The 24,406-nt window shown below is 73.4% G+C and carries 25 protein-coding genes; 12 read left to right on the top strand and 13 right to left on the bottom strand.

The features are described from left to right. Positions 1-89: 89 nt before the first annotated feature. Positions 90-1,334 (bottom strand): PP2C family protein-serine/threonine phosphatase, encoded by a 1,245-nt coding sequence (locus ACZ7N4_RS16170; protein WP_471358759.1) that lies wholly within the window; start codon positions 1,332-1,334, stop codon positions 90-92. A 328-nt stretch (positions 1,335-1,662) separates the two neighbouring features. On the opposite strand from ACZ7N4_RS16170, the gene ACZ7N4_RS16165 reads away from it, so the two are divergent. Further along, the gene (locus tag ACZ7N4_RS16165; RefSeq protein ID WP_471358756.1) at positions 1,663-2,229 is read left to right on the top strand and encodes a MarR family winged helix-turn-helix transcriptional regulator; all 567 of its coding nucleotides are present in this window, start codon (positions 1,663-1,665) and stop codon (positions 2,227-2,229) included. Positions 2,230-2,277: 48 nt separating this feature from the next. On the opposite strand, the gene ACZ7N4_RS16160 is transcribed toward ACZ7N4_RS16165, so the two are convergent. The 6 genes from ACZ7N4_RS16160 to ACZ7N4_RS16135 all read right to left on the bottom strand — a co-directional run bounded on the left by ACZ7N4_RS16160 (position 2,278) and on the right by ACZ7N4_RS16135 (position 8,690). Then, a complete protein-coding gene (locus ACZ7N4_RS16160) occupies positions 2,278-3,465 on the bottom strand; it encodes a PP2C family protein-serine/threonine phosphatase (protein WP_471358753.1) in 1,188 nt (395 codons plus the stop codon). A gap of 42 nt (positions 3,466-3,507) precedes the next feature. After that, entirely contained in the window at positions 3,508-5,481 is a 1,974-nt protein-coding gene (locus ACZ7N4_RS16155) for a PP2C family protein-serine/threonine phosphatase (protein ID WP_471358750.1), read from the bottom strand. A 133-nt stretch (positions 5,482-5,614) separates the two neighbouring features. After that, on the bottom strand, positions 5,615-6,061 hold the full coding sequence (locus ACZ7N4_RS16150; protein WP_471358747.1) for an anti-sigma regulatory factor: 447 nt from the start codon (positions 6,059-6,061) through the stop codon (positions 5,615-5,617). Beyond that, on the bottom strand, positions 6,061-6,492 hold the full coding sequence (locus ACZ7N4_RS16145; RefSeq protein ID WP_471358745.1) for an STAS domain-containing protein: 432 nt from the start codon (positions 6,490-6,492) through the stop codon (positions 6,061-6,063). The genes ACZ7N4_RS16150 and ACZ7N4_RS16145 overlap by 1 nt, the downstream gene beginning before the upstream one ends. Continuing rightward, on the bottom strand, positions 6,489-7,385 hold the full coding sequence (locus ACZ7N4_RS16140; protein WP_471358742.1) for an STAS domain-containing protein: 897 nt from the start codon (positions 7,383-7,385) through the stop codon (positions 6,489-6,491). The genes ACZ7N4_RS16145 and ACZ7N4_RS16140 overlap by 4 nt, the downstream gene beginning before the upstream one ends. Before the next feature lie 132 nt (positions 7,386-7,517). Beyond that, on the bottom strand, positions 7,518-8,690 hold the full coding sequence (locus tag ACZ7N4_RS16135; RefSeq protein ID WP_471358739.1) for a PP2C family protein-serine/threonine phosphatase: 1,173 nt from the start codon (positions 8,688-8,690) through the stop codon (positions 7,518-7,520). Positions 8,691-8,888: 198 nt separating this feature from the next. Here ACZ7N4_RS16135 and ACZ7N4_RS16130 point away from each other — a divergent pair, with 198 nt between their 5' ends. Beyond that, entirely contained in the window at positions 8,889-9,323 is a 435-nt protein-coding gene (locus ACZ7N4_RS16130) for a MarR family transcriptional regulator (RefSeq protein ID WP_471358823.1), read from the top strand. A gap of 543 nt (positions 9,324-9,866) precedes the next feature. Here ACZ7N4_RS16130 and ACZ7N4_RS16125 read toward each other — a convergent pair. Next, a complete protein-coding gene (locus tag ACZ7N4_RS16125) occupies positions 9,867-10,832 on the bottom strand; it encodes a LysR family transcriptional regulator (RefSeq protein WP_471358737.1) in 966 nt (321 codons plus the stop codon). A gap of 137 nt (positions 10,833-10,969) precedes the next feature. Between ACZ7N4_RS16125 and ACZ7N4_RS16120 the strand changes: the two genes are divergently transcribed. From ACZ7N4_RS16120 to ACZ7N4_RS16090, 7 genes are all read left to right on the top strand, one after another. Further along, the gene (locus ACZ7N4_RS16120) at positions 10,970-11,890 is read left to right on the top strand and encodes a zinc-binding dehydrogenase (RefSeq protein WP_471358734.1); all 921 of its coding nucleotides are present in this window, start codon (positions 10,970-10,972) and stop codon (positions 11,888-11,890) included. A 150-nt stretch (positions 11,891-12,040) separates the two neighbouring features. After that, positions 12,041-12,460 (top strand): nuclear transport factor 2 family protein, encoded by a 420-nt coding sequence (locus ACZ7N4_RS16115; protein ID WP_471358732.1) that lies wholly within the window; start codon positions 12,041-12,043, stop codon positions 12,458-12,460. 286 nt (positions 12,461-12,746) lie between these two features. Next, positions 12,747-12,932, top strand: a complete 186-nt coding sequence (locus ACZ7N4_RS16110; RefSeq protein WP_471358729.1) for a hypothetical protein — start codon at positions 12,747-12,749, stop codon at positions 12,930-12,932. A gap of 166 nt (positions 12,933-13,098) precedes the next feature. Next, a complete protein-coding gene (locus ACZ7N4_RS16105) occupies positions 13,099-13,449 on the top strand; it encodes a helix-turn-helix domain-containing protein (protein WP_471358726.1) in 351 nt (116 codons plus the stop codon). A 230-nt stretch (positions 13,450-13,679) separates the two neighbouring features. Next, positions 13,680-13,883 carry a cold-shock protein gene (locus tag ACZ7N4_RS16100; RefSeq protein WP_031482971.1) on the top strand — a complete coding sequence of 68 codons (204 nt, stop codon included), beginning with the start codon at positions 13,680-13,682 and terminating at the stop codon, positions 13,881-13,883. Between the two features lie 213 nt (positions 13,884-14,096). After that, a complete protein-coding gene (locus ACZ7N4_RS16095; protein ID WP_471358721.1) occupies positions 14,097-15,581 on the top strand; it encodes a DEAD/DEAH box helicase in 1,485 nt (494 codons plus the stop codon). Between the two features lie 19 nt (positions 15,582-15,600). Continuing rightward, a complete protein-coding gene (locus tag ACZ7N4_RS16090) occupies positions 15,601-15,888 on the top strand; it encodes an SCO5918 family protein (RefSeq protein ID WP_471358719.1) in 288 nt (95 codons plus the stop codon). A 22-nt stretch (positions 15,889-15,910) separates the two neighbouring features. Here the strand turns inward: ACZ7N4_RS16090 and ACZ7N4_RS16085 are convergent, their stop codons facing one another. Further along, entirely contained in the window at positions 15,911-16,654 is a 744-nt protein-coding gene (locus ACZ7N4_RS16085; protein WP_471358716.1) for a helix-turn-helix domain-containing protein, read from the bottom strand. Between the two features lie 18 nt (positions 16,655-16,672). Here ACZ7N4_RS16085 and ACZ7N4_RS16080 point away from each other — a divergent pair, with 18 nt between their 5' ends. Then, positions 16,673-16,897, top strand: coding sequence for a hypothetical protein (locus tag ACZ7N4_RS16080; protein WP_471358713.1), 225 nt, complete (start codon positions 16,673-16,675; stop codon positions 16,895-16,897). Between the two features lie 140 nt (positions 16,898-17,037). On the opposite strand, the gene ACZ7N4_RS16075 is transcribed toward ACZ7N4_RS16080, so the two are convergent. From ACZ7N4_RS16075 to ACZ7N4_RS16060, 4 genes are all read right to left on the bottom strand, one after another. Then, positions 17,038-18,660 (bottom strand): ABC transporter substrate-binding protein, encoded by a 1,623-nt coding sequence (locus tag ACZ7N4_RS16075; protein WP_471358710.1) that lies wholly within the window; start codon positions 18,658-18,660, stop codon positions 17,038-17,040. 5 nt (positions 18,661-18,665) lie between these two features. After that, entirely contained in the window at positions 18,666-20,825 is a 2,160-nt protein-coding gene (locus ACZ7N4_RS16070) for a hypothetical protein (RefSeq protein ID WP_471358707.1), read from the bottom strand. A gap of 253 nt (positions 20,826-21,078) precedes the next feature. Then, positions 21,079-22,563, bottom strand: coding sequence for a hypothetical protein (locus tag ACZ7N4_RS16065; RefSeq protein ID WP_471358705.1), 1,485 nt, complete (start codon positions 22,561-22,563; stop codon positions 21,079-21,081). Positions 22,564-22,784: 221 nt separating this feature from the next. Continuing rightward, the gene (locus ACZ7N4_RS16060; RefSeq protein ID WP_471358703.1) at positions 22,785-23,384 is read right to left on the bottom strand and encodes a TetR/AcrR family transcriptional regulator; all 600 of its coding nucleotides are present in this window, start codon (positions 23,382-23,384) and stop codon (positions 22,785-22,787) included. Between the two features lie 119 nt (positions 23,385-23,503). Here ACZ7N4_RS16060 and ACZ7N4_RS16055 point away from each other — a divergent pair, with 119 nt between their 5' ends. Both ACZ7N4_RS16055 and ACZ7N4_RS16050 read left to right on the top strand, forming a co-directional pair. After that, on the top strand, positions 23,504-23,650 hold the full coding sequence (locus tag ACZ7N4_RS16055) for a hypothetical protein (protein ID WP_471358701.1): 147 nt from the start codon (positions 23,504-23,506) through the stop codon (positions 23,648-23,650). A gap of 94 nt (positions 23,651-23,744) precedes the next feature. Further along, on the top strand, positions 23,745-24,395 hold the full coding sequence (locus ACZ7N4_RS16050; RefSeq protein ID WP_471358700.1) for a peroxiredoxin-like family protein: 651 nt from the start codon (positions 23,745-23,747) through the stop codon (positions 24,393-24,395). The last annotated feature ends 11 nt before the right edge of the window (positions 24,396-24,406 follow it).

The following is a 24,406-nucleotide window of genomic DNA, read 5'->3' as shown; positions in this document are numbered from 1 at the left end:
CCAGGTGGAACCAGCCCTGCACGGTGATGCGGCTGCGCCGACGGGGGCTGGGCGATGCGGGGGACGTTGTCACCGTCAGGGTTCCTTGTTCACTCGGGCTGCCGGTGCCACCGCAGGTGCAGCACGGCCACGTCGTCGGCGAGACCGCCGTAGTCCTCGGCCAGTGCCTCGGCACGGCCGATCAGTTCGTCCACGAACGCCTCCGCCGGCAGGGTCGCCACCGAGCGGGCCAGATCCCGCAGGCCCTGCTCGCCGAGCCGTTCGCGTCCGGGCCCGGTCCGTCCCTCGAACAGACCGTCGGTGAAGAGGACGACTCCCGCGCCGTCCGGCAGGGCGAGGTCGACCACCGGCCAGTGGGCCGTACCGCTCGGCAGCACCCCGAGCGCCGGTCCCCCCGGCACCTCGACCCAGTCCACGCTCTCGCCGGCGCGCAACAGCATCCCGGGGTGGCCGGCGCGCATCACCCGTGCCGAGCGGCCGTCCGGCAGCAGTTCCAGGCTGGTCAGTGTGGCGAAGATCTGCTCACTGGTGCGTTCGGCCACGAGGATCTCCTCCAGCGTGCTCAGCTGCCGGGCACCGGTGGCACCGCTGACCACGAGGGTGCGCCAGGCGATGCGCAGTCCCACACCGAGCGCCGCCTCGTCGGGGCCGTGGCCCGAGACGTCGCCGATCAGCACGTGCACGCAGCCGTCCGGCGTCTGTACGACGTCGTAGAAGTCGCCGCCGAGCAAGGCCTGTTCGCGGCCCGGCAGATAGCGGGCGACCACCTCGAGGCCCGTCGCCTCGCGGAGCAGCGGCGTGGGCAGCAGTCCGCGCTCCAGCCGGCGGTTCTCCTCGGCACGCAACTGGCCCGCCTGCAAGGCCGCGGCCGCCTGTTCCGCCAGCTTGCGCTGGATGGCGTACCGGACGGCCCGGCCGAACAGCTCCGCTTCGACGCGTCCCTTGACCAGGTAGTCCTGTGCGCCGGCGGCGACGGCGGCCAGGCCGGTGCTCTCCTCGGCCAGCCCGGTCAGCACCACGACCGCGACGTCCGCGAACTGCCGTACCCGGGCCACGCCCTCCAGCCCGTGGGAGTCGGGCAGGTGCAGATCCAGCAGGACGCAGTCCGGCGCCTCCGCCACGAGTACGGCGCTCGCCTCGGCCAGGGACCGCACCCAGGTCAGCCGCATGCCCGGGGAGCAGTCGGCGACCAGTTCCTCCACGAGGAGGGCGTCCGCGTCGTCGTCCTCGACCAGGAGCACCGAAGGCTCCTGCCAGGCCCAGGAAGCGCCCGCCACCGTGGTGGAACCAGGGGTGACCCGTACGCCGACGAGCCCATGCTGTGTTGGGAGCATCCGTCCCTGCTTCCCCTCCAACGCCTCGGCCGAGCTTCTCGGAGCTCCTCATTGCCATAGGGCAATGAACGAAGCCTACTGGCAGCGATCCGTTCTGTCCCCTGGGGAGGCGATCGGAGCGGACTGTGGATCTCTTTCCGGCCACGGCCCGGTGATCCGCGTGCGTATCGTCTTTCCGTGAGCCGTGGGCGGACGCGGGGCTCGCCCGGCGGGCAGTGCGCTTGCCCTTGCCCCTCGGCCGGCGCGCTTGCCCGGCGGCTCCTCGGGTACCGCGTGTGTATGAGGGTGGTATCCGTATGGGCAGGCCATTACTGAAAGCGATGTGTTCGTGACTCGTCTCACCGGCTTCGGGGACGACCAGCCGAACGGCCCGGGTGACGATCTTCTGTCCGTCGCCCGGGAGGTCGCCGATGCCGTGGACGCTCTCGCGACCCTGTGGTCGGTGGCCGCCCAGGGGGCGAGTCTGCGACTGTCGCCGCACCAGTTGCGGGCCCTGCGGATCCTGGAGGCCGAACCGGGGCTCAATCTCACCGCGTTGGCGGAGGGCATGGAGATAGGCCCGCCGACGGCCAGCCGGCTGTGCGACCGGCTGGAGGCGGCGGGCCTGCTGGAACGCATGCTGCACCCGCACAAGCGTCGCGAGGTGCAGTTGGTCCTCACGGGGCGCGGCCGGCAGGTGCTGGGTGAAGTGGCCGAGCGCCGATCACAGGCGCTCGCCGTGGTCCTCGCCGGGATGGAGACCGCCGAGCGGGAGGCGCTGAGCCGGGGGATGCGGGCGTTCCTGGCCGCTCAGGACGGGACCGGCGGATCCGGCGGCACCGGCGGCACCCGTCGTACCAGCCGCGGCGGCGGTGGCGGCGGTGGCGGTCGGCAGGGCGACGCTCCGCGGGCCTGACCGGGGGCCGGGCGGGCGGACGGGCGGGGCGCGGGCGGGCGGAACGGGTCAGCTGCTGCGGCCGTGCCAGTCGAGGCAGACCACGGACGCGTCGGACACCAGTTCGCTGCTGCCGTAGTGCTCGATCAGTCCGGCGACGACCGCGCGCGCCGTCTCGTGGGGCGGTGCGGGACGGGTGGCGCCGAGGATCTGGCGCAGGACCTGTTCACCGAAGAGATCGCCCGCCGTGGAGCGGGTCCCGTGCACCCCGGTACTGACCGCGATGAGCCGGTCGCCCGGCTCGACCTGGAAGGTCTGCTCGGCGTAGAGGGTCTCCTCGAACATCCCGAGCGGTAGCTGCGCTTCCAGATCGATCCGCTCGGTGTGGCCGTCGCGCTGCCGGAACAGCTGGGGGGAGCCCGCGTCGACCGCGTGCACCGTGCCGGTGGCCAGGTCGAAGTGCAGCAGCAGCGTGGAGGCGTACACCTTGCCGCCGTACTGGGCGTACACGGCCTGATCCGCGAGGCACGCCTGGTCGGCGAGGCCTATGCCGGCCCGGCGGGCGTTGCGCAGGGCACCGACCGCGAGGCTGGTGAGCAGAGAGGCGTCGATGCCCTGGCCCATGCCGTCGGTGACGGTGAGGGCGAGGTGGTCGGCGCTGGTGGACCAGTCGAAGTTGTCGCCGCCGATGGCGTAGGCGGGTTCCAGATGGGCCCCGATGACGAACTCCTCCCGGGCGCAGCCGCGGCCGGGCAGGAGCTGCCACTGCATCTCGGCGGCGAGGGTGAGCCGGCGGGTGCGGCGGGCCTGGAGGTAGAGGTCGGTGTCGCGGCTCGCGGTGGCCACCTCGTGACCGAGTGCCGTGGCGAAGTCGCCGAGCCGGAGGACGGTGTCCGGGTCGGTGGCCCCGGCGGGCAGCCGTACGCAGAGGACTCCCAGGCGGTCGCCGCGCACCGTGATGGGCAGGTGCACCAGGTGGCCGGCCGGCTCGTGGAGGACTTCCACCACGGGTTTCTGGGTGAGGAAGGCGCTGCCCGCGGGGCCGTCGTGGGCGGGGACCGGAGTGCTGGTGTGCGGCAGGTGGGACACCGGTTGCAGGACGTTCAGGCCGTAGTCGGCGAGGAGGAGGGTCACCTCCTGGGCTCCCGCCCGCTCGCCGAGCAGCCGGCGGGCCGTGGCGACCAGCGCGTGCGGCGCGGCGGCGCGCAGTTGGGCTTCCGCGGACGGAAACGGTTCGAAGACTGTCACGGCATCCACCCTCTCGCCCTGTGTGCTCCACGCTACCGCCGGCGGCGGACGTCAGGGCCCGGCTGCGGACTTCAGGGTGTGGCACAGCAGCAGGCAGACGTCGTCGTCGCGCGCGCAGTCGTGCAGGAGGGGCTTGAGCAGGGCGTCGGCCGCGGCCTCCGGGTCCTGCTCCAGCTCGGCGGTGCCGAGGGTGCCCAGCGCCCGGCCGAGGCGTTCGATGCCGGGGTCGATGCCCTGCGCCCGGCGTTCGACCAGGCCGTCGGTGTACAGCACCAGGGACGAGCCGGCGGGCAGGTCGGCCCGGTGGTCCGTGTGGACGTACGGCACCGGGATGCCCAGCATCACGCCCGGTCTGGTGTCGAGGACCCGGACGGTGCCGTCGGCTCCGCGCACCACGGCGGGCGGGTGACCCGCCGACGCCCACACCACCTCCGGTTCGCCGGGCCGGAAGCGGGCGATCATCGCGGTGGCGTACAGCTCGGGTTGCAGGTGCCGGAGCATGCGGTGCAGGCGGGTGAGGATCGCCGCGGGGCTGTCGTTCTCGACGGCGTAGGCGCGCAGGGCGGTCCGCAGCTGGCCCATGACGACGGCGGCGTGCAGGCCGTGCCCGGTGACGTCCCCTATGACGGCCAGCAGGCTGCCGTCGGGCTGGAGGAAGGCGTCGTACCAGTCACCGCCGATGTTCAGGCCGCGGGTGGCGGGGAGGTAGCGCGCGGCCAGCAGCAGCCCGGCGGGGGTGGGCAGTTCGGTCAGCTGGGCGCGTTGCAGGGCCTCGGCGGTGTCGCGGTACTGCTCGTAGCGCAGGGCGTTGTCCAGGGCGATGCCGGCACGGCGGGCCAGTTCGACCAGCATCACCGAGGTGTCCGCGTCGAAGCGGGGGCCCGGGGAGGTGAGGGTGAGGACGCCCAGCGGACGGCGGGCGGCCAGGGGGATGGCCAGCAGGGGGCGCCGCGGGGACAGGACGGAGGGCGGGAGGTCGTCCACACCGGGCAGCGCGCCGGGGTGGGCGGCGGAGTGCTGGGGGCGGCCGGTGCGGGCGGCGACCACCGCGGCCGCGGAGCGCGGGCGCACCCCGCGGGGGTGTGCGGCCGCGTTCTCGTCGTGGTGCTCGCGAACCCGACCGTCGTCGCGTCCTTCGCGGCACCGGCCTCCTTCGCCGTCCTCGCGGCCTTCGCTTCCCTCGCGCCCTTCGCCGTCCTCTCGGGCTTCGCTCACCTCTCGGGCTTCGCCGTCCACGCGGGCCTCGCGCTCGTCCCGCTCGTCCCACTCCTCCCGCTCGTCCCGCTCCTCGCGCTCTTCCCGCTCCTCGCGCTCGTCCCGCTCCTCGCTCTCCTCGTCGAAGAGCCATACGTCGAGATGCTCCGCGTACTCCGGCACCAGGAGGTCGGTCAGGCGGCGCAGGATGGCCGGCGGGCTGAGGGATGCCGTGATGGCGGCGCTGGCGTCGCCGAGGAAGGTCAGCAGGCGCCGGGCCCGCTCGGCCTCGGCGCGTGCGGTCCGCTCGGCGTCCAGCAGGTCGCGCTGGACCAGTGCCGCGGCCTCCAGATCGGAGTGCAGGGCCAGGACGCCCTGGTTGGTGTGGTGCAGTTCCTCCCGGTGCAGCCGGACGAGGCGCTCCTGCTCGTCCAGGAGACGCAGGACGGCCGCGGTGTCCTCGTCGGCGCGCAGCAGGGCCTCGGGCAGCGGCGGATCGACGGGCGGGCCGCCCTGGGCGGGCCGGTGGCGCAAGGGGCAGACGAGGGCGGGCTCGTCGTCCGGGACCGGCGCGGACGAGGACGCGGCCGACCGCAGCCACACGGCGAGCCGGGCGTCGTGCTCGGTGGTGGCCTGCCGGACCCGGAGCAGCAGTTCCCACACGCCGCCCTCGCTGAGGCAGCGGCGCAGCCGTGCCGTGAGCGCCGTCAGGAAGCGGGCCCGTTCCAGGGCCGGCGCCCCTCCGTCGGCGGCGACGCCGGCGACGGCCGCACGGGCCCGGGCCGCGTCGGCCGCCGACCCGATCTTCCAGACCTCCGGGTTCGCCGTCATGGGCACCCGTCCCGTGGGCCGAGGGCCGCAGCGGCCGCAGCGGCCGCACAGGTGTCGTCGCACGGGGGACGTACGGCGCTGCCGGCGTCCCGCGCCCCGGTGCTCTCGCGGGCCGGGATGTCGCGGACCCCGCTCACGGCGCACCCGCGCGGGGTGAGGGCAGACCGGAGGCCCAGTCGGTGAGGGTGACGGTGGTGCCCCGGCCGGGGGTGGTGTCGAGGGCGAATTCCTGGACGAGCCGTCTGGCTCCGCTCAGGCCCAGCCCGAGGCCGCCCCCGGAGGTGTAGCCGTCGGTCATCGCCAGGTCCACGTCACGGATGCCGGGGCCGGCGTCGACGAAGGACAGGCGCAGCCCGCGACGGGCGCCGTCGCCGAGGAGCGTCATCTCCATGTGGCCGCCGCCTCCGTGCACGAGGGTGTTGCGGGCCAGTTCGCTGGCGGCGGTCACCAGTTTCGTCTGCTGCACCAGTCGGAATCCGAGGTCGGCAGCGGCCTGGCGCACCATCTGGCGCACCCGGGACAGATCCGCGTCCGAGCCGATGGGCAGACGGGTGGTGGGGACGAGTGGGGCAGCATGCATCACGCACCCTCTTCCGGGTGAGCGGATGGAATCGCCGGAGGACCGTGGCCCAGCAGGAACAGTGCTCGCTCGACATCCAGGGCCGTTTCCAGGCCGGGCAGGGTGAGACCCAGCTCGACCAGGGTGACGGCCACTGCGGGACGCATGCCGGCCAGAACCGTGCGGGTGGCCAGCAGGCGTGCGTGCGCGGCGGTCTCGACCAGGACGCGGCCGAGGAAGGAGTCGACGATCTCCACACCGGAGATGTCGATCACGACTCCGCCGACCGGCGCCGGGCTGGACGCGATGCGCCGGGCGATGTCGCGCTGAAGCTGCTCGGCCGCCCCGTCGTGCGGTTCTCCCTGCAGGGTGACCAGCAGGACGTCTCCCAGCGCCAGCACCGGCACCGGCACCGGCACGGGTCCCGCACGGGTGGCGGAGGGGCCCGTCACCGCGGGCCCGCTCCCGCGGCCGGACGTGGGGAGACGACGATGCCCTGCTGGGTGAGCGCGTACGCCAGGGCGTCGGCGAGACCGGCCCGCGTGATGATCGACCCGAGGTCGATGCCGAGGTGGACGATGGTCTGCGCGATGGCGGGACGGATACCGGAGACGACGCACTCCGCGCCCATCAGACGGGCGGCGGCGACCGTCTTCATGAGGTGCTGGGCCACGAGCGAGTCGACGGTCGGTACGCCGGTGATGTCGAGGATGGCGTACCGGGCCCGCTGGTCCACGATCGCCTCCAGCAGGCTCTCCATCACGACCTGGCTGCGGGCGCTGTCCAGGGTGCCGATCAGCGGTACGGCGACGATGCCCTCCCACACCTTGATGACCGGGGTGGCCACCTCCAGCAGCTGCTGGCGCTGCCGCGCTATCAGTTCCTCGCCGGCGCTGACAGTGGTCTCCATGACCACGAGACGGAGCGTGCCCATCAGAACCGTCAGCGCGAGCGTGCACGCGTGCGCGTGCGCGTCGGCGGGGTCCTCGGACTCGGCCCGCAGCAGGGCGGCGACCGGCTCGCGCAGACCGGCGACCTCGCCGGCGATCCGGGAGGGGTCGGATCCCGCCTGGGCCCGGGAGGCCGCCATCCGGCCGAGCTGCTCCCTGACGGTGCGGAAGCCCGGAGCCTCGACGTTCTCCAGCCGCCCGGTGCGGGCCACCTCGGCCAGGGCGTCCACCACCGCCTTGCACGCTTCGACCGCCTCGTCGCGGGAGACGGTGAAGACCGTACGGAACAGGGCGGCGTCCGCCCACCGCTGGGCGATCTGCTCACGGCGCCGTTCCAGGAAGGCGCCGAGATCCTTCGCCACCTCGGGTGCCGTGTGGTACTCCGCCACCTGCATCGTCTCCCTGCTCCGAGCACCAGCGGCCGCCCGCCAGGGCGAACCATCAGACAATTATTGCTGCACGACAAGCTAGCGTGCGTGGTCACGGGCGGACCACACGCGATCGTCACAACCGGGCGGTCCCGCCGCTCAGGCGCCGGCCGGCCTCCCGTGCCAGTCGAGGCACACGATCAGGGCGTCGTCGTCCGGGACGAGCCTGCCGCGGTGACCGGTCAGCTCCCGCAGGATCGCGCGCGGCACCTCGGCGGCGGGCAGCAGCCGCGTGGAGTGGATCGCCCGGGCGAGTGCCGAGTCCCCGTACGCCTCCCCCTTCGGGGAGGCCACCGCGTGCACCCCGTCGCTGACGAAGACGAGACGGTCGCCGGGCTCGACCTGGAAGTCCTGGGCGACGTAGTCGGTCTCCTCGAACATGCCCAGGGGCAGCTGCGCGTCGAAGGCGACGCGCTCCACGGAGCCGTTCCGCAGCCGCAGCATCTGGGGGGAGCCCGCGTCCACGACACGGGTCCGGCCGGTGGCCAGGTCGAAGTCGAACATCAGGACGGACAGGTAGCAGCGGCCCCGGTAGTGGGCGTAGACGGCCTGGTCCGCGAGGGCCGCCTGGTCCGCGATGGGGATGCCGGCGCGCCGGGCGTTGCGCAGCGCGTTGATGGCCAGGTTCGTCAGCAGCGACGCTTCTATGCCCTCCCCCATGCCGTTGGTGACGTACAGCATGAGGCGGTCGGCGGTGGCGGACCAGTCGAAGTTGTCACCGAAGATGGCGTACGCGGGCTCCAGCTGGGCACCCAGCTCGTACTCGGGGCGGGAGCAGGAGCGGCCGGGCAGCAGCTGCCACTGCATCTCGGCGGCCAGGGTGAGCCGGTCCTTGCGGCGCGTCTGCAGGTACAGGTCGGTGTCGCGCTCGGCCACGATCACCTCGCGCCCGAGCAACTCGGCGATGTCGGCCAGTTCCGGCTCCCAGCGGCGAACGGCGTCGGCGTCGGGCAGCGTCACGGTCAGCACCCCGAGCCGGTCGCCGCGCACACTGACGGGAAGGTGCAGGCGCGCCCGCCCGTCGCGTGCGTCCTCGCAGTACGGCCGCTGGGAGCCGAAGGCACGGCCGGCCGGGCTGTTGTGCACCGGCACCGGCTCCAGGGTGTCGGGCAGCACCGACACCGGCTGCAGCACGCTCATGCCGTAGTCGGCCAGAAACAGCTCGACGTCCTCCGCGCCGTACTGCTCGATCAGTACGGCACGGGTGGCGTCGAGCAACGCATGGGGGGCCGCTGTGCGCAGCGCGCGTTCAGCGGCCACGAATCTGTTCATGGGGATATTCACCAATCCTTCGCCGGACAACGTAGGTGCCTCACCCAAGAGGCCGGGTTGCTGCACGAGCCGCGTCGGCCACCCCGGTCACCCGTGACCGGTGCGCACGCCTAGTACGCTGACAGGCACCCCAGTGCCTGCGAGAGTGTGACCGTGACTGCCTTCCGCCGCCGCCCAGAGCCCGAAGAGGTCGCGCGGGTGACCACCACGGCCGTCGAGCTGCTGGAGGTCGTGTGGGGTCGCGCCTCGACCGCGCCCACCTCCGCGTCCCAACTGCGCGTGCTGCACATCCTGGAGCACCACGACGGGATCAACCTGCGCACCCTCGCCGAGTACCTGGCCTCCACCCCGCCTTCCACCAGCAGGCTGTGCGACCGGCTGCAGGCAGCCGGTTTCGTCGAGCGGATGGCGAGCCCGGGGGACAGGCGGGAGGTGCGCCTGCACCTCAGCAGCCGGGGCGGCGCCTTCCTCGCCGACCTGCGGGCCCGCAGGGAGAGGGAGTTGCGGAAGGTGCTGGCGGATATGCCCGCCGCCACGCGGACCGCACTGATGGAGGGGCTGGAAGCGTTCTGCGCCACCGCGGCGACGCAGATACTCGGCGACGCCTCGGAGCCGGGCAGCCAGACAGCCTGAGCCACTGTTCGCGGCACCGGCGCCACCGCCGCCTCTCGGCGAGGGTGGCCGGCACACGGAGCGGTCTCCGTCCACCGGAGCATTCCTGGTCCTTCCCCGCGCACGTCCGACACGGTTACTTTGTTGCCTGGTGGCTATTGTTGTCAAACGGCAACAATACGTTGGACAACCCTTGCTCCGACTCGGATACCCCGTGGCGGCCCGTTCTGCCAGGGGTGTGCGGCATGTCTCCGAAGGAGGGATGCGGCGCATGTTCGGAGCGATCCCGGGAAGCCGCCGCGCGAGGCCGCGCGGTGCGAGGCCGCGGGTTCGGTGTCCGGCCGGCCGGAGGCCTGGCCGACCGGGGGTGTGACCGGCTGGGGGCCCTTCCGGCCGGAGGCCTGGTCACCGGGGACCTGGCCGCTGCGGGCCGGGGCCTACCGACCCGAGGCTTGGTCACCGGGACCTGACCGACCGACGCCCCACCGGCCGAAGGCCACACCGCCGGAGGCCTGGCCGGCCGGTGCCTGCTGCCGGCTGGTGCCTCCTGCCTGCCGGTGTTCCCTACTGGCCGGGGGCCTGACGGCTCGCGAGTTTGGGGTGGTCGGTGTCCGGAAGCCAGTCGCGCCGCGGCCGGTACTCCAGCCAGCGCCGGGTGCGGCCGGATTCGGTGAAGCCGCGCAGCAGGGCGGCGAGCAGGGGGTGGCGGGACGACTCCCGCCAGGCCAGCGACCACGCGTACAGCGGGGTCGGCTCGACCAGCGGGATGGAACGCAGGCCCAGGTGGTCCGGCAGCGGCACGTCGGCGGGGAAGACGGTGAAGCCCTCGGGGGCGGTGCGCAGGTGCTGGGCCAGGTGATCCAGCCCCAGGTTGGGACCGTCATGGCGGCGCGTGATCCGGAACTCGTCGGCGAAGCGGCGCAGGAAGTCCAGGCGGTCCAGTTCGGCCGGGCACACCAGGACGCTGTCGCGCAGGTCGGCCGGGCGCAGCGCGTCGGCGGCGGCCAGCGGGTGGGACGGGCCGACCACCGCGTCGACGGGCTCCAGCCGCACCAGACGCTGGGTGAGTCCCGCGTCCCGGCCGTCGGGCAGCGGGTGCACCCGGCCGAACCCCAGGTCCGTGTCGCCGCGCAGCAGAGCCTGGGCGACGGACGGCCAGTCCCGCCCCGGGCCGGGCTCCCACCGCACCGCGTCGAGCGCCCGTACCGCCTCGGCGACCGTGCGCATCGGCGCGAACAGATGGCCCCACGTCTCGATCCGTACGACCGGACCGGCGCCCGTCACCGTCGCGACCGCCCGCTCCCCCGCCGTCAGCACCTCATGCGCGGCCGGCAGGAACCGCTCCCCCGCCTCGCTGAGCCGGACACCGCCCTGGCGCTCGAACAGCCGCACGCCCAGCACCGCCTCCAGCCGCGCGACGCGTTTGGAGACCACCTGCTGACTGGTGTCCAACTCCTCGGCGGCCTGCCCGAAGTGCAGTGTGCCGGCGGTCGCGACGAAGGCGCGGACCAGCGTGAGGTCGAGGTCCATGCCGCTGACCTTATGCGACAACCCGGCGTTGTCGGTCAGTCGGCCGCGTTGTTGGCCGGTACGCCTCTCCGCGCGGTCCGATGGTCCTGTCAGCCACACCAGGCAACGGCCGCAGACCACCGAGGAGTTGAACCACCATGAAGGCGTTCGTGCCCACCGGGGATCCCGCCGAGCCGGTCGTCCTCGCCGACGTCCCCGAGCCGACGCCGGGCCCCGGCGAGGCGCTGGTGAAGGTCGAGGCGTTCTCGGTCAACCGGGGCGAGACGTTCAAGCTGGAGAGGCCCGCCCCCGGCGATCGCCCCGGCAAGGACGTCGCGGGCCTGGTGGTGCAGCCCGCCGCCGACGGCAGCGGACCGTCCGGGATCACGCGGGTCCTGGGCCACCCCATGGCGGGCGGCTGGGCGGAGTACGTCGCGGTGCCGACCGGCGCGCTCGCCGAGTTGCCGGACGACGTCTCCGTACTGCAGGGCGCGGCGCTGCCGCTGGCCGGGCTCACCGCGCTGCGGCTGCTGCGCGCCGCCGGACCGGTGCTCGGCCGACGGGTGCTGCTGACCGGTGCCTCCGGGGGCGTGGGTCACTTCGTCACCGAGCTCGCGACCGCCGCCGGCGCTCAGGTCACCGCCGTCACCAGGGACGCCGCACGCGGTGCCCGGCTCGCCGAACTCGGTGCCGCCGAGATCGTCCACGACGTCGCCGAGGCCCGGGGCCCGTTCGACATCGTGCTGGAGTCGACCGGCGGCCAGGCGCTCCCCCGCGCGCTGGCACGGCTCGCCGGACGCGGCACGCTCATCTGGTTCGGGCAGGCCGGCCGCGTACCGGCGACGCTGGACTTCTTCGACTTCTTCGCCGGGCCGGAGTCGGCCGTCATCCGCCACTTCCACTACCTCGACGCCGACACCCGCCTCGACGACGACCTGGCGACACTCGTCCGGCTGACCGCCGAAGGCCGCCTGCACCCCGAGATCGGCCGCGTCTCGGACTGGGCCGACACCGCGACCACCCTCACCGACCTGCGCGACCGCCGCATCCGCGGCAAGGCCGTCCTCACCGTGTCCTGACCGCCGCGCCCCGGCCCACCCGTCCCGACCACACGTTCGCTCACCCACTCACCCACTCACGCACTCACGCACTCACGCACTCACGCACTCACGCACTCACGCACTCACGCCGGAACGACCGGACGCGAGAACGACCGAAGGAGCACTCCCATGACCAGCAACGACCCGCGGGCCGTCGTCATCCGCTACGTCGAGGCCGTCCGCGACGGTGACGCCGATGTCATCCGCGACAGCTTCGCCGAGGACGCGACCTGGCACTACCCGGGCGACCTGCCCGTCTCCCAGGTGTGGCGCGGCCGCGACGCGATCGTCGACGACTTCCTCGGCGGCATGGGAACGGTCTTCGTCCCCGGCACCGTGAAGATCGAGCTGGTCAGCACGATCGCCGAGGGCGACCGCGTGGTGGCCGAATGGACGTCCAGGGCCGAGACCGTCCACGGCGGCACCTACGACAACCGCTGCCTCGGCATCTACACGGTGCGCGACGGCAGGATCGTCTCCGTGGTCGAGTACGCCGACACCCACCACGTTGCCGCGACCCTCTTCCCCGGTGACGCGCTGCCCCGATGACCCTCAGTGGCCACGGGCGGTTCCCCGGCGGCCGACTCGGCCGCGGCTGCGCTGGTGCGGATCATGCCGCCGTCTCCTCGAAACCCCGCCCCGTGCCCAGCCCACGGAGTACCCGCGGTCCAGCGGCTCCGGGACCAGCCGGCCGCCCAGGTCACCGGTGGCACCGGTGACAGCCCTCCGGTCACGGCACCGGGCGGGCATCAGAGTGAGGCGCGGCAGCCCTGTGCGGGCCGGAGAGGCGCACAGATGGCCAGGGGGAGCAGCGAGCGGAAGCGGCGCCAACGGTGTGGAGTCGCGCCGCCGCACCCACCGGGAGACCAACGGCGACGCCGTCGACCTGGTGTCGATGTGCGAGCTGCACCCACGGCTGGTCCACGACACGGCGGCCCGCATGGCGGCGCAGAGGACACGGACGGGGGAGACGGGGGACACACGGACGGGTGAGGCGGGGGAGAAACGCGCGGGGGAATGACCCGCACGGAGGGCCGAGGAAATCTGTCACGGCGAGCCCACATCTCCGGGTCTGCCGGAGTTAGGGTTGTCGGACGACGACGCGGACGGTGCCGGATGCCGGATCCCGTGGAGGCCGGCGCCAGGCACGCCCCGGGCCCTCGCCGCGTCCCCGAAACGAAGGTGCCATGCCCGCAGAGAACGCCTCCGTCGCCGGCAACCTGGACGACGACGACTACCCCGCCTACACCATGGGGCGGGCCGCCGACGTTCTCGGCACCAGTCCCGCCTTCCTCCGGGCCGTCGGCGAAGCCGGGCTGATCACGCCGCTCCGCTCGGAGGGAGGCCACCGCCGGTACTCCCGCCGCCAGCTGCGCGTCGCCGCCCGCGCCCGTGAGCTGGTCGACCAGGGCACCCCCGTGGACGCCGCGTGCCGCATCGTCTCCCTCGAGGACCAGCTGGACGACGCCCTCCGTCTGAACCGGGACATGCGCCGGAAGCTGGACGAGGAGCCGGGCAGACGCGGCGCGGATATCTAGTCTCGCCACTGCAGAAATACACACAGGCGCGACAGGATGATTCCGGGACACCCGCGAAAACGTCTCGCCGCGTCCATCCGGCCTGTGTTAGCGTGATAGCAGTTGCAGTTTTGGTTGCCAGAGATTCTTTCTTTGCAGAGCTTTCCGGATCTTTCCGGAGGGGTGATCATCGCGGCGACTCGGCTTCGCAAGGTGCGAAGTCCGGCACTGCCCCCCAAGGGAGATTCAATATGGCATCTGGCACCGTGAAGTGGTTCAACGCGGAAAAGGGCTTCGGCTTCATCGAGCAGGAGGGTGGCGGCCCGGACGTCTTCGCCCACTACTCGAACATCGCCACCCAGGGCTTCCGCGAGCTTCAGGAAGGCCAGAAGGTTACCTTCGACGTCACGCAGGGCCAGAAGGGCCCGCAGGCCGAGAACATCGTTCCCGCCTGACGCTGACGCGAACGCGTCGTGAGCCCGTGGCTCACGCATGATGTGGCTGGGGCCCGCGCTCTTGGGGTGCGGGCCTCAGCCCATTCATCATTTCTGCCGCATTCTGCCGGCATTTCTTTTTCTTTTTACCTTCGGCTCATTCTTGCGAATCCTCGCGCGGTCGTCACCGCCGGACGGAATTCCTCGATACGCCGCATCGAGGAAGGTTCCTTCATGAACCGCACCCGTCGCTCGGACAGGTCCGCGCGTTCGGGGGGCTCCGCTCCCGGCAACCGCTTCCGAACGCAGGGCACGGGCCGACAGGGCCCCCGCCCCGGCACCGGACGGAAGACCGGCCAGGGCGCACGTCCCACCCCCCGCCGTCAGGAGTTCGCCCTGCCGGTCACGCTCACCGAGCCGCTGCCGGCGGTCGAGACGTTCGCGGAACTCGACATGCCCGCACGGCTGCTGGCCGCCCTGCGCACCGAGGGCGTGGACGTGCCGTTCCCGATCCAGGCGGCCACGCTGCCGAACGCGCTGGCGGGCCGTGACGTCCTGGGCCGGGGTCGTACGGGCTCGGGCAAGACGCTCGCCTTCGGCCTGCCGGTGATCGCCCGTCTGGACGGGCAGCGTGCCCAGCCCGGGCAGCCGCTCGCCCTCGTCCTCGTACCGACCCGGGAACTGGCCCAGCAGGTCACCGACGCGCTCACCCCCTACGCCCGCGCGCTGCGGCTGCGGCTCGCCACCGTGGTGGGCGGGGTGTCGATCGGCCGTCAGACGAGCGCGCTGCGCGCCGGCGCGGAGGTCGTCGTCGCGACGCCCGGCCGCCTCAAGGACCTCATCGAACGAGGGTCCTGCCGGCTGGACCAGGTCGCCGTCACCGTCCTGGACGAGGCCGACCAGATGGCCGACATGGGCTTCATGCCGCAGGTCACCGCGCTGCTCGACCAGGTCCCGGCCCGCGGCCAGCGGTTGCTGTTCTCGGCCACCCTGGACCGCAACATCGACCTCCTGGTACGCCGTTACCTCCACGACCCCGTCGTGCACTCCGTCGACCCGTCCGCGGGAGCGGTCACCACGATGGAGCACCACCTGCTGCACGTGCACGACGACGACAAGCACAGCGCCGCGACCGAGATCGCCGCCCGCGACGGACGCGTGATCATGTTCCTGGACACCAAGCACGCGGTGGACCGGCTGGCCAAGCACCTGCTGTCCGTCGGGGTGCGGGCCGCGGCCCTGCACGGCGGGAAGTCCCAGCCGCAGCGCAACCGGACGCTCGCGCAGTTCAAGGGCGGCCAGGTCACGGCTCTGGTGGCCACCAACGTCGCCGCCCGCGGCATCCACGTCGAAGGCCTCGACCTCGTCGTGAACGTCGACCCGCCCGGCGACCACAAGGACTACCTGCACCGCGGCGGCCGTACCGCACGCGCCGGCGAGTCCGGCACCGTCGTCACCCTCGTCCTGCCGCACCAGCGGCGCGCGATGGACCGCTTGATGGCCGACGCCGGCATCACCCCGAGCACCGCCCGGGTCCGCCCGGGCGAGACCGAACTGCACCGCATCACCGGCGCCCAAGCCCCCTCCGGCGTGCCCGTCACCATCGCCGCGCCGCCGGCCGACGGGCCGCGCGAGGGCAACGGATCCACGGGACGGCGCCGCAGGGGCCGGACCACCGCCGCCCGGGGCCGCCGGCCCGCCCGGAGGAACAACCCGTAGCCAGGACCAGGAGGCATCCATGCGCTGTGTCATCGCCCGTTTTCCGTTCGACCTGATCAAGAGTGAGGTCGAACAGTCCATGAGCGGCATCACGCCCGAACCCGTCACCAGCGTCTCCGTCACCATCGGCCGTCGCGTGTACCCGGTGATGCAGGTCGGAGAGGTGATCACCCGGCAGAACCGCCGCGACTTCACGGTCACCGAGATGCGCCGGGCCCTGACCCGCCTCGGCTTCACCTGCCACGACACGCCCCCCGTCGCACCGACCCGGGCCTCGCTGGCCGGGGAGGACGCGCTCGGCTGGTGACGCGGCCGGGGCCGACGTCCGGCTAGGGCCGCTCGGCGGCGTCGCCCGGCGCCGCCCCGGGCTTGCTGTGGAGGGTCTCCCGGGCCTGTTCCACCGCGCGGACGATGCTCTCGGAGACGAAGTCCACGAAACGGGCGATGGTGTCCAGACGGACGGCGGCCGGGGTGCCGGGGCCGAGGACTCCGACGCCCTGGCGGGCGGTCTCGCCGAGGTGGGCGGCGCCGCGGGCGCCGGCCATCATGGACTCGTACATGACGTCGTCGTCCACGACGTAGCGCTCGCGGCGGCGTTCGTCGCGTTCCCTGCGGACGAGACCCTGGCCCTCCAGGAACGCGATCGCCTTGGAGATGGACGCCGGGCTGACCTGGAGGCGCCGGACCAGTTCGGACGCGGTGAGGGTGCCCGCGTCGGTGGTGTAGAGGCAGGCCAGCACCCGGGACATCATCTTCGGCGCGCCGGACTGCATGAGCACGGTGGTGAGCGTCTCCTGGTACGCGCGCACCGCCTCCGCGTCCCGCCCGTGGTCCTGTGCCGGAGCCTGCGGCCCTCGGGGTGCCGGCTGCCTGCGGCGGCGGGCGCGCTGTTCCGTGGCGCGGTGGGCCAGGTCGGCGCGGTAGGCGGTGGGGCCGCCGTTGCGCATCACCTCGCGGGTGACCGTCGAGGTGGGACGGTCCAGGCGTCTGGCGATCTCCGCGTAGGCGAGGCCGTCCGCCAGTCCCAGCGCGATCTGCCGGCGTTCCTGCTGAGTGAGCCTGCCTCCCGGCATCCCGGCCTCCTGAGTTCGTTGCGTTCGACCGCAGCGCGTCGCAACGAAGTCCATCGACTGGCCTGCCTGTACTCGACCGACGTGCAGTCTTCTCGTTGCCGTGTTCCTGAACGCAACGTAGCGTTCCCGCTGCCGGGAACCAACGGTGCCGAGTCGGCCGCGGACGCCTCCCGGAGCCGGGACGTGGCGGCGGCCGAGGGGATCGAAACCGGCTACGGCGTCATCACCGCGCACGGCCTCTGAACGGCCGGAGACCGAGGGCCGGGCCGCTGAAGGCCTACGGTGACAAGGCCGTACCCACGGCGTCGTCCCGGCAGCCGTGGCGGGAGCGGTCCCGGGCGGCGGCGCCACAGCCCGGGACGCCCGGAGCAGTCCGCGGCCGTTCACGGCGTACGGCTGGGGATCACGCAGTTCCTCGGCTGTTCCCGGCCGGTCGGCCAGCCCAGGCCGACGAACCTCAGCTTGCCCCGGCCGCTCTGCTGGCCGGGGTCCAGTTCGACCACGGCCACCGGTTTGTCGTAGGCGTTGCCGCCGCTGGTCAGGCAGATCAGGCCGCTCGTGCCGTGCACCCGGTGCCGGGACTGGAGCTGGGACCACTCCCTGCCGACGTCCTCCAGACGGGGCACGGCCCCGGCGTTGCCGCTCTGCATCTGGTGCAGTGCGGTGCCGATGGTGACGAGGCCGTCGTAGACGAGCATCGTCCGGGAGTCCTCCAGGTCCGGGGCGGAGCCGAGGTCGACGCCCTGCCGGCGGGTGGACTCGATCAGGTTCCGCAGGCCGTCCAGGGCCGCCTTGGGCTCGGTGAGGTACTGGGGGAGTTCGTTCGCGGTGGGCGGGCGGTGGTGGGTTCTCCGCCAGCTCCGGGTCCAGTCGGCCAGTTCGGTTCTCCAGGCGTCGGGGTGCGCGGGGGCCGCGTACTGCACGGTCACCCTGGCCTTGCCGTCCGTGCCACGCAGCTGCTCCCAGTCCTTCTCCTTCATGTCCTGCCGCAGCGAGGCCGCGTCGGAGCCGCTGACGATCGTGTAGTGCCGGTTCTCGCAGCCCACCTGGGCGAGCTTCAGGGCGAAGATCCGCAGGTGCAGGGTGCGCCCCGCGAAGTAGACGGTGTCGGCGTCGGAGTCGCAGATGTTGTTGGCTATCTGGGTGAACTGGTTGCCCGTCGAGCCCGCCTCGTCGATCGCCGGGGACTCGAAGGGCATCGGGGCGGGACCGGGCGGCCCCTTCTCCTCGATGCCGCTGAACGCCTTCGCCAGCGACTCGTTGTAGTTGTCCGGCCGGGTGTCGTGGACCAGCACCGTCCTGCGGTTCTCCCGGCCGCGGTCGCCGTTGAAGTCGGCCAGCGCCTGCGCCGCGTCGCCGTTGGTGGGGATGATGCGGGCCAGGCCGGGGAACCGCGGCTTCGCCATGCCGTCCGCCCCGTCCTCGTTGGCTATCTGGTCACCGCTGATCCGGGAGGCGAGCACCGGGACCTTGTGGTCCGTCAGGCGCCGGACGGCGTCCTCCGTGCTGTCGAGGCTGAGGTTGAACCCGGTGACGGCGCGCAGCCGGTCCTTGGGGGAGGCGGCCATGCGCAGCAGGGTGTCCACGACCTTCGCCTGCCGCCCGTAGTCCCGCCCGGGGTTGGCGAGGACCAGCCGGATCCTGGGCGGTTCGCCCTCGCCCTTGTTGGCCTGGAGCTGGCCCAGGTAGGCGCCCTGGAGGTCGCTGCGCATCTGCCGCCGCAGCGCCGGCTTGTCCGACTGGAGCGGCATCATCAACGCCACCGTCACATGGGGCTGTCCCTCGATCTTCCTGTTCTCCTCGGCGATGGCCCGGGCCACGGCGCTGATCTCCGGGGTGCCGAAGTCGTAGCCCTCGCCGTCGACGCCGATGCACTCACCGCCGATCCGCTCGATCCCGTCGGCGCAGGTGTCCGGTTTCACGAGCAGGGACCAGCCGAACCAGCCCGCCGCCACGGCCACCGCCGCGATCAGGACCGTGTAGAGGAACTTCTTCCACCTGGGCATCCCCGCTACCTCCGTCGCCCGAGCTGTTCGGTGCAGGTGCAGCGCAGCAACGGCTGCTCGTTCTCCGCCAGGGCGCTCCAGTCGGTGGCCGTCCGGCCGAGCTGCCCGGCGCCGTCGAACTCCATGATCGAGAGAAGGTCCAGCAGCTTCTCCAGGGTGCCGGCCGTCTCCCTCCCGGTCGGCCGGGTGCGCTCCTCGCACAGCCACACGGCGTGCAGCAGCTGGTCGACCGTGCGGCGCAGCGCCGGCCCGGCCACCTCCACCCGGCCCTCGGCGCGCTGCCGGCGCGCGTCGGCGCCGCCCGGGTACGGCGCCTGGGCGATCTCCAGCAGCTCCGCGCACCACTCCGCGGGGCGGCCGGGCAGCGTGGCGGCGAGGTGGCCGACCACGTCGTCCACGCCTCCGGAGACCAGGTGGTGGTTCATCCGGTGCGCCACGACCGAGCGGAACGCGCCGCCCCGGGCGCCCTCCGGCCATCCGGTGTAGTGGTCGCGCAGCAGGTGGTGGTCGGCGTACCAGGCGGCGCCGTCCGGGCGCAGCCGGTACAGCCGGTGCACCAGCAGCTGACGCAGCCCGAAGTCCCCGATGAAGTGCCGTTCGCAGGCGGGCCACCCGGTGTCGGTGAGCAGCTGGGTGACGTTGTGCGCCGTCAGGCGGTGGACGCGACCGGACTGGTGGTGGCGCAGCAGGACGTCCGCGCACTCCTCGTCGTGCGCCACCGACAGGTGGGTGAGCAGGTCGAGCCACTGGTCCCGGTGCTCGGCCGGCAACCACACCGGCAGCTGGTCCAGCACCAGCTCCTTCAGCAGGACGTCCGCCACGGGTTGTTCGGGACCGCCGCCGCCCGGGGACCGCAGCGGGGCGTCGAGGATGTCCCGGTCGTTGGCGTCCGCCTCCATCCGGAACCCGGCGACGGCCTCGGCCAGCCGGATCACCGTGTGCGGCCGTCCCCCGCTCAGCCGGGCCACGGCGGCGTCGACACGACGGCGATGGGCGCCGCCCTCCGGCTCCGCCGACCGCTGTCTTCGCTCGGTCTCGCGGCGGAGCTGGTCCCCGGTGAGGTAGGGCATCCGCAGCAGGAGCACCCCGCCGGCCAGCGGGGCCCGGTCGCCGTCGGGGCCGGTGCGCCGGGTCCAGGTGGGCGGTACGCCGTCGGCGGGCCGGAACTCCGCCGGAGCCGGGACCTCCCGCGGTGGCAGTCCCCCGTACAGGAAGGCGCCGCCGTCCGCCCGGCGGGCCGTGCCGACGACCACCACGCGGTCGCGCCGGCCGTTGCGGCGGTCGTCGAGCACCGCGCGCAGCAGCCGCTCGCCGAGCGGCGTGTCGGCGCGGTCCAGCAGCAGCGCCGGGCGGCCGACGCGGCGCAGCCAGCCGGAAGCCGACGCGTAGGCCGCCTCCAGGTCCTCGCGCAGTGCCCGGAAGAGGAAGCTCTCCGCCAGCTCCCGCCCCTGGCCCCCGGCCCGGAAGTCGGCGGCGAGGTCGCGCAGGCCGTGCTCGGGCTGGTCGGCCGCGTTGGGGTAGGTGCCGTAGATCCGGGCCAGCTCGGCCTTGCCGCGGGGGGCCAGTCCGGCGAACAGGGCGTCGATCAGCGCGGTGCTCGCGGAGGCCGAGTACGGGTCGAGGGTCTGTCCGGCCAGGGTCGTCAGCAGGTTGCGGGCGGCCCCGCCGAGCACGCCGCGCCAGAAGTCGCCCGCCGCGAGGCCCCGCAGGCGCTGGCGCTGGGGTAAGTCCGCGTACCGCTCGACCTCGGTGGCCACCGCCTCCGGGGTGCCCTCCGCGACGCCGGTGGCGATCACCGCGAGGCCCGCGAAGAACCGGGGGAAGGCGAAGGAGCCTCCCGTGCCCTGCCAGGTGGAGAGCCGTCGGGCCGCCTCGACGAGCAGCTCGGTCGCGGCCGAGCGGGCGTCCGGCTCCGGCTCGGCCCGGTCCGCGTGGACCGGGGAGCCGCAGTCCAGGTAGATCACCGGCACCTTGGCGGCGAAGCGGTCGCGTACCGTCCGCAGCAGCCGCGCCTTGCCCATGCCCGGGCCGCCGGTGAGCAGCACCACGGGAAGGTCCGGGCCGTACAGCGGCTCCCGGCCGCCGCCCGACGGTGACCGTCCGAGCAGGCGCGCGAAGAGGCCTTCTTCACCGAGGAGTTTCTCGAACCCCAGGTCTTCACACACGGATCCCTCGTGGATGCTCGCCCGCCCGTGAGCGGGTGATGTGGCGGAGGGAGATCAGTGGAACACGGAGCGTTCGGTTCCGACAATAGTGGTCACAGGGAAGGAAGTTGGCGTGAGCGGGAGACGGGGCGAAACCCCGGGGGCGGGTCCGCTCCGGCGCCCCCGCGAAGCCGTGGCTCCTGCACGCCGTGGTGGACGCCGTGATGTACGTCGTCGGACCGGCCCCGCGGAACCGGCGGCGGCGCCGAGCAGGTCACGCCGCCAGCACCCGGGCCCCTCCCGCCGTTTCGGCGCGGGGCGCCTCCGCCCAGCCGCTCGCGCCGGTCAGGCGCCGCAGGACGGGGAGTTCGCGGGGCGCGGGGACCTCGCGGGCGGGGTGGGCGGTGGCGCAGTGCGCGAGGACCCGGGCGAGGGCCTGACGGATCGACGTGCCCGGCAGATCCACGCAGATACGTTCCTCCGCGTAGGCGCGGACCAGCTCGTGCAGCCGGAACCGACCGGGTTCCGGCTCCGTCAGCAGGTGCGCCGCCGTGAGGGCGTCGAGATGGTCGCGGACGGTCCGCTCCCCCTCGCCCGCGAGCGCGGCGGCGCCCGCGAGGTCCGTGCGCGGCAGCGGGTGCAGGGCGAGGAGGCGCAGCAGCCGGCGCGCGCCCTCGGTGAGCCGTGCGTCGGAGGCGGCCAGCGCGCTGCGGGCACCGTCCTCCAGGGCCAGGGTGATGACCGGCTCGCGGCCGTAGTCGTCCAGCGTCCAGCCGGGGTGGTCCCGCATGTGCCGGCCGATCACGGTCAGCGCGAGCGGCAGGTGGCCGAGGTCGGCGGCGATCCGGCGCAGCGCCCCGGTGTCCGTGCCGTCGCGTCCGGCCCCCGCCGTCCGCCGCAGCAGCTCCACCGACGCGGCCGGCGCCAGCGGCGGCACGGACAGGCGCGTGGCACCGGGCGGGCACAGGGCACGGCGGCTGGTGACGAGGGCACGGCAGCCGGGGTCGCCCGGCAGCAGCGCGTGGATCTGGTCCGCGTCCGCCGCGTCGTCCAGGACGACCAGGGCACCGGTCCCGGCCAGCAGCCGCCGGTACAGCACGCACCGGGCGTCGACTCCGTGCGGGACGCGGTCCCCGGCGACCCCGAGCAGCCGCAGGAACGTCTCCAGCACCGCGGCCGGGTCGGCGGCCGGGCTGTTCGGGGCGTGTCCGCGGAGGTCGGCGAAGAGAACGGGGGCGCCGGCCGGCCGCCGGGCGCGCAGCCGACGGGCCACGTGGAGGGCGAGCGAGGTCTTGCCCACCCCGGCCGGCCCGTCCAGCACCACCACGCCCGCCGGGCCGTCCGCCCGCAGCGCCGCCGCGGTTCCGGCCGTCGGCCGGGCGCGGCCGAGGAACACGGCCGGGGCGGCGGGCAACCGGTCGTAGGCGCTGACCCGGGCGGCCGCCTCGGCCTCGCCGAGCACCGTGCGCAGCGCCTGCCGCCACAGGGAGACGGCGGCCTCCTCACCGCGGACGAGCACGCGGACGACCGCCAGTAAGAGGTCCGAGTTGGGGCGCCGGCGGCCCAGCAGGAAGCAGTTGCCGACGGTCGAGCGGGCCGGCCACTCGTTGCGCGGCCGGCCGGCCCGCTGCCAGTCCCGGTGGACCCGGCGGGTGATCTCGGTGATCGACGGGCTGCCGGCCCACGCCTTCAACAGCCGCAGCTGCGCGATGAACTCGTCTATCGTGCGGGCTTCTCCCGGGTCCAGTACCTGCGGCACGAACATCCTCCCCCATGGGACACCTGGCCACGATTACCTTGGAACGATCAACCTGGAACAGTCGTTTCAAGTTAGAGGACGGAGGGGATCCGCTGTCAAGCGGTGCTCGGGTTCCGGACATCCCGCCAGCGGGTTCCGGACGCCCCGCCGGCGGACTTCGGGCATGCCGCCGACGAGTCCCGGACACACCGCCGGCGACTCCCGGACGCCCCGTCAGGGCGTCACGCCGCCGCCGGCCGGCCGATGGACTCCAGCGCGGCGGCCACGGTGCCGTGCAGGGCCCGCGCGTCGGCGCCGGCGCGGGAGCGCAGGTTCACCCCGTAGGCGAGCAGGGCCAGCAGGTCGGCCGCGGCGGCCGGGTCGGCGCCCGGGGCCAGCTGCCCGCGCGCCCGGGCCGTGACGAGCGCCGCGGACAGCGCGTCCCGCAGCTCCCGGTGATGCCGGTCGAGGACGGTGCGGACCTCCGGGTCGCCGTTCTCGGCACCCGCGTGGGCGTTGGAGACCATGCAGCCCCAGCGGGCGTACTCGCCCGCGCAGCGCGCCTCGATCAGGCCGTCGAAGAACTCGGCGACGGCGGGCAGCCCTCGGTCGTCCTCCGCGAGCCGGCGGAACACCGGCAGGGACCGCAGCTCCAGATAGCGGCGCAGCGCGGCCAGGTACAGCTCCTGCTTGCCGCCGAACGTGGCGTACAGGCTGGAGCGGTTGAGGCCGGTCGCGGTCACGATGTCCTGGATCCCGGTCGTGGCCATGCCCTGCTTCCAGAACAGCCGCACCACCGTGTCCAGGGCCGCGTCCGGATCGAAGTGCTTGATGTCCGGCATGTCCCACCCGCCATCTTGAAATCGTGATTCCAAGATACTCGCCGGACCCCGTGCGGCAAAGGCGTCCAGGTTCGTCCACGATGCGCCGCCGCGGACGGCCCCGGCGCGATCCTGCGGCCATGACTCGCATACCCCCGCTGTGGCGGGCCGCCTACGGCCGGCAGGCACCTGCGCCCCTCCGCCTGCTGGCCCGTACGGCGGTCCGGCTGCGCGAGTTCGTGCGCGCGCTCGCCCTGGCGGACCACCGCCCGTTCACGACCCTCTGACCATCGCCACGCCTGGCGCCGGGCCGCACCCTGCCGCTATCTTGGAACGAACGTTTCAGGTAAGGGCGCCGGCCGTCGCCCGGGAGGAGTTCCCATGACCAGCCTCAACGCCGAACTGCGCACCTTCTACGAGGCCCGCCAGCAGCAGATCCCCGCCGAGGTACGGGAGATCATGCAGCGGGCGGGCCGGGAACTCGCCGACTCCGGGCAGGCCGGCCGCGCCCTCGCCGTCGGCGACCGCGCCCCCGGGTTCCGCCTGCCCTCCGCGTCCGGCCGTACGGTGGCCCTGGAGGACCTGCTCGCCGAGGGCCCGGTCGTGCTGACCTTCTACCGGGGCGCCTGGTGCCCGTACTGCAACATCGCGCTGCGCGCCCTCCAGCGCCACCACGACGGCATCACGGCCCGGGGCGCCCGCCTCGTCGCCGTCTCCCCGCAGATCCCCGACGAGTCCCTCGGTCTCGCCGAGAAGCACGGCCTCGCCTTCGAGGTGCTCAGCGACATCGGCTCCGACACCGCCAAGCAGTACGGCCTCGCCTTCGACCTGCCCGACGACCTCGCCGCCGTCTACGACCGGCTCGGCTTCGACCTCCAGCGCGTCAACGGCGGCCACCCGCGCACCCTGCCGCTGCCGGCCACGTACGTCATCGACCGGGCGGGCACCGTCCGCTGGGCCTTCGTGGACTCCGACTACACCACCCGCGCCGAGCCCGCCGACGTCCTCGCGGCCCTCGACGCGCTGAACTGAGCGCCGCCGAC

It is taken from the genome of Streptomyces sp. NPDC107654 (assembly GCF_055639035.1).
This window is presented reverse-complemented; position numbering and strand designations above follow the sequence as displayed.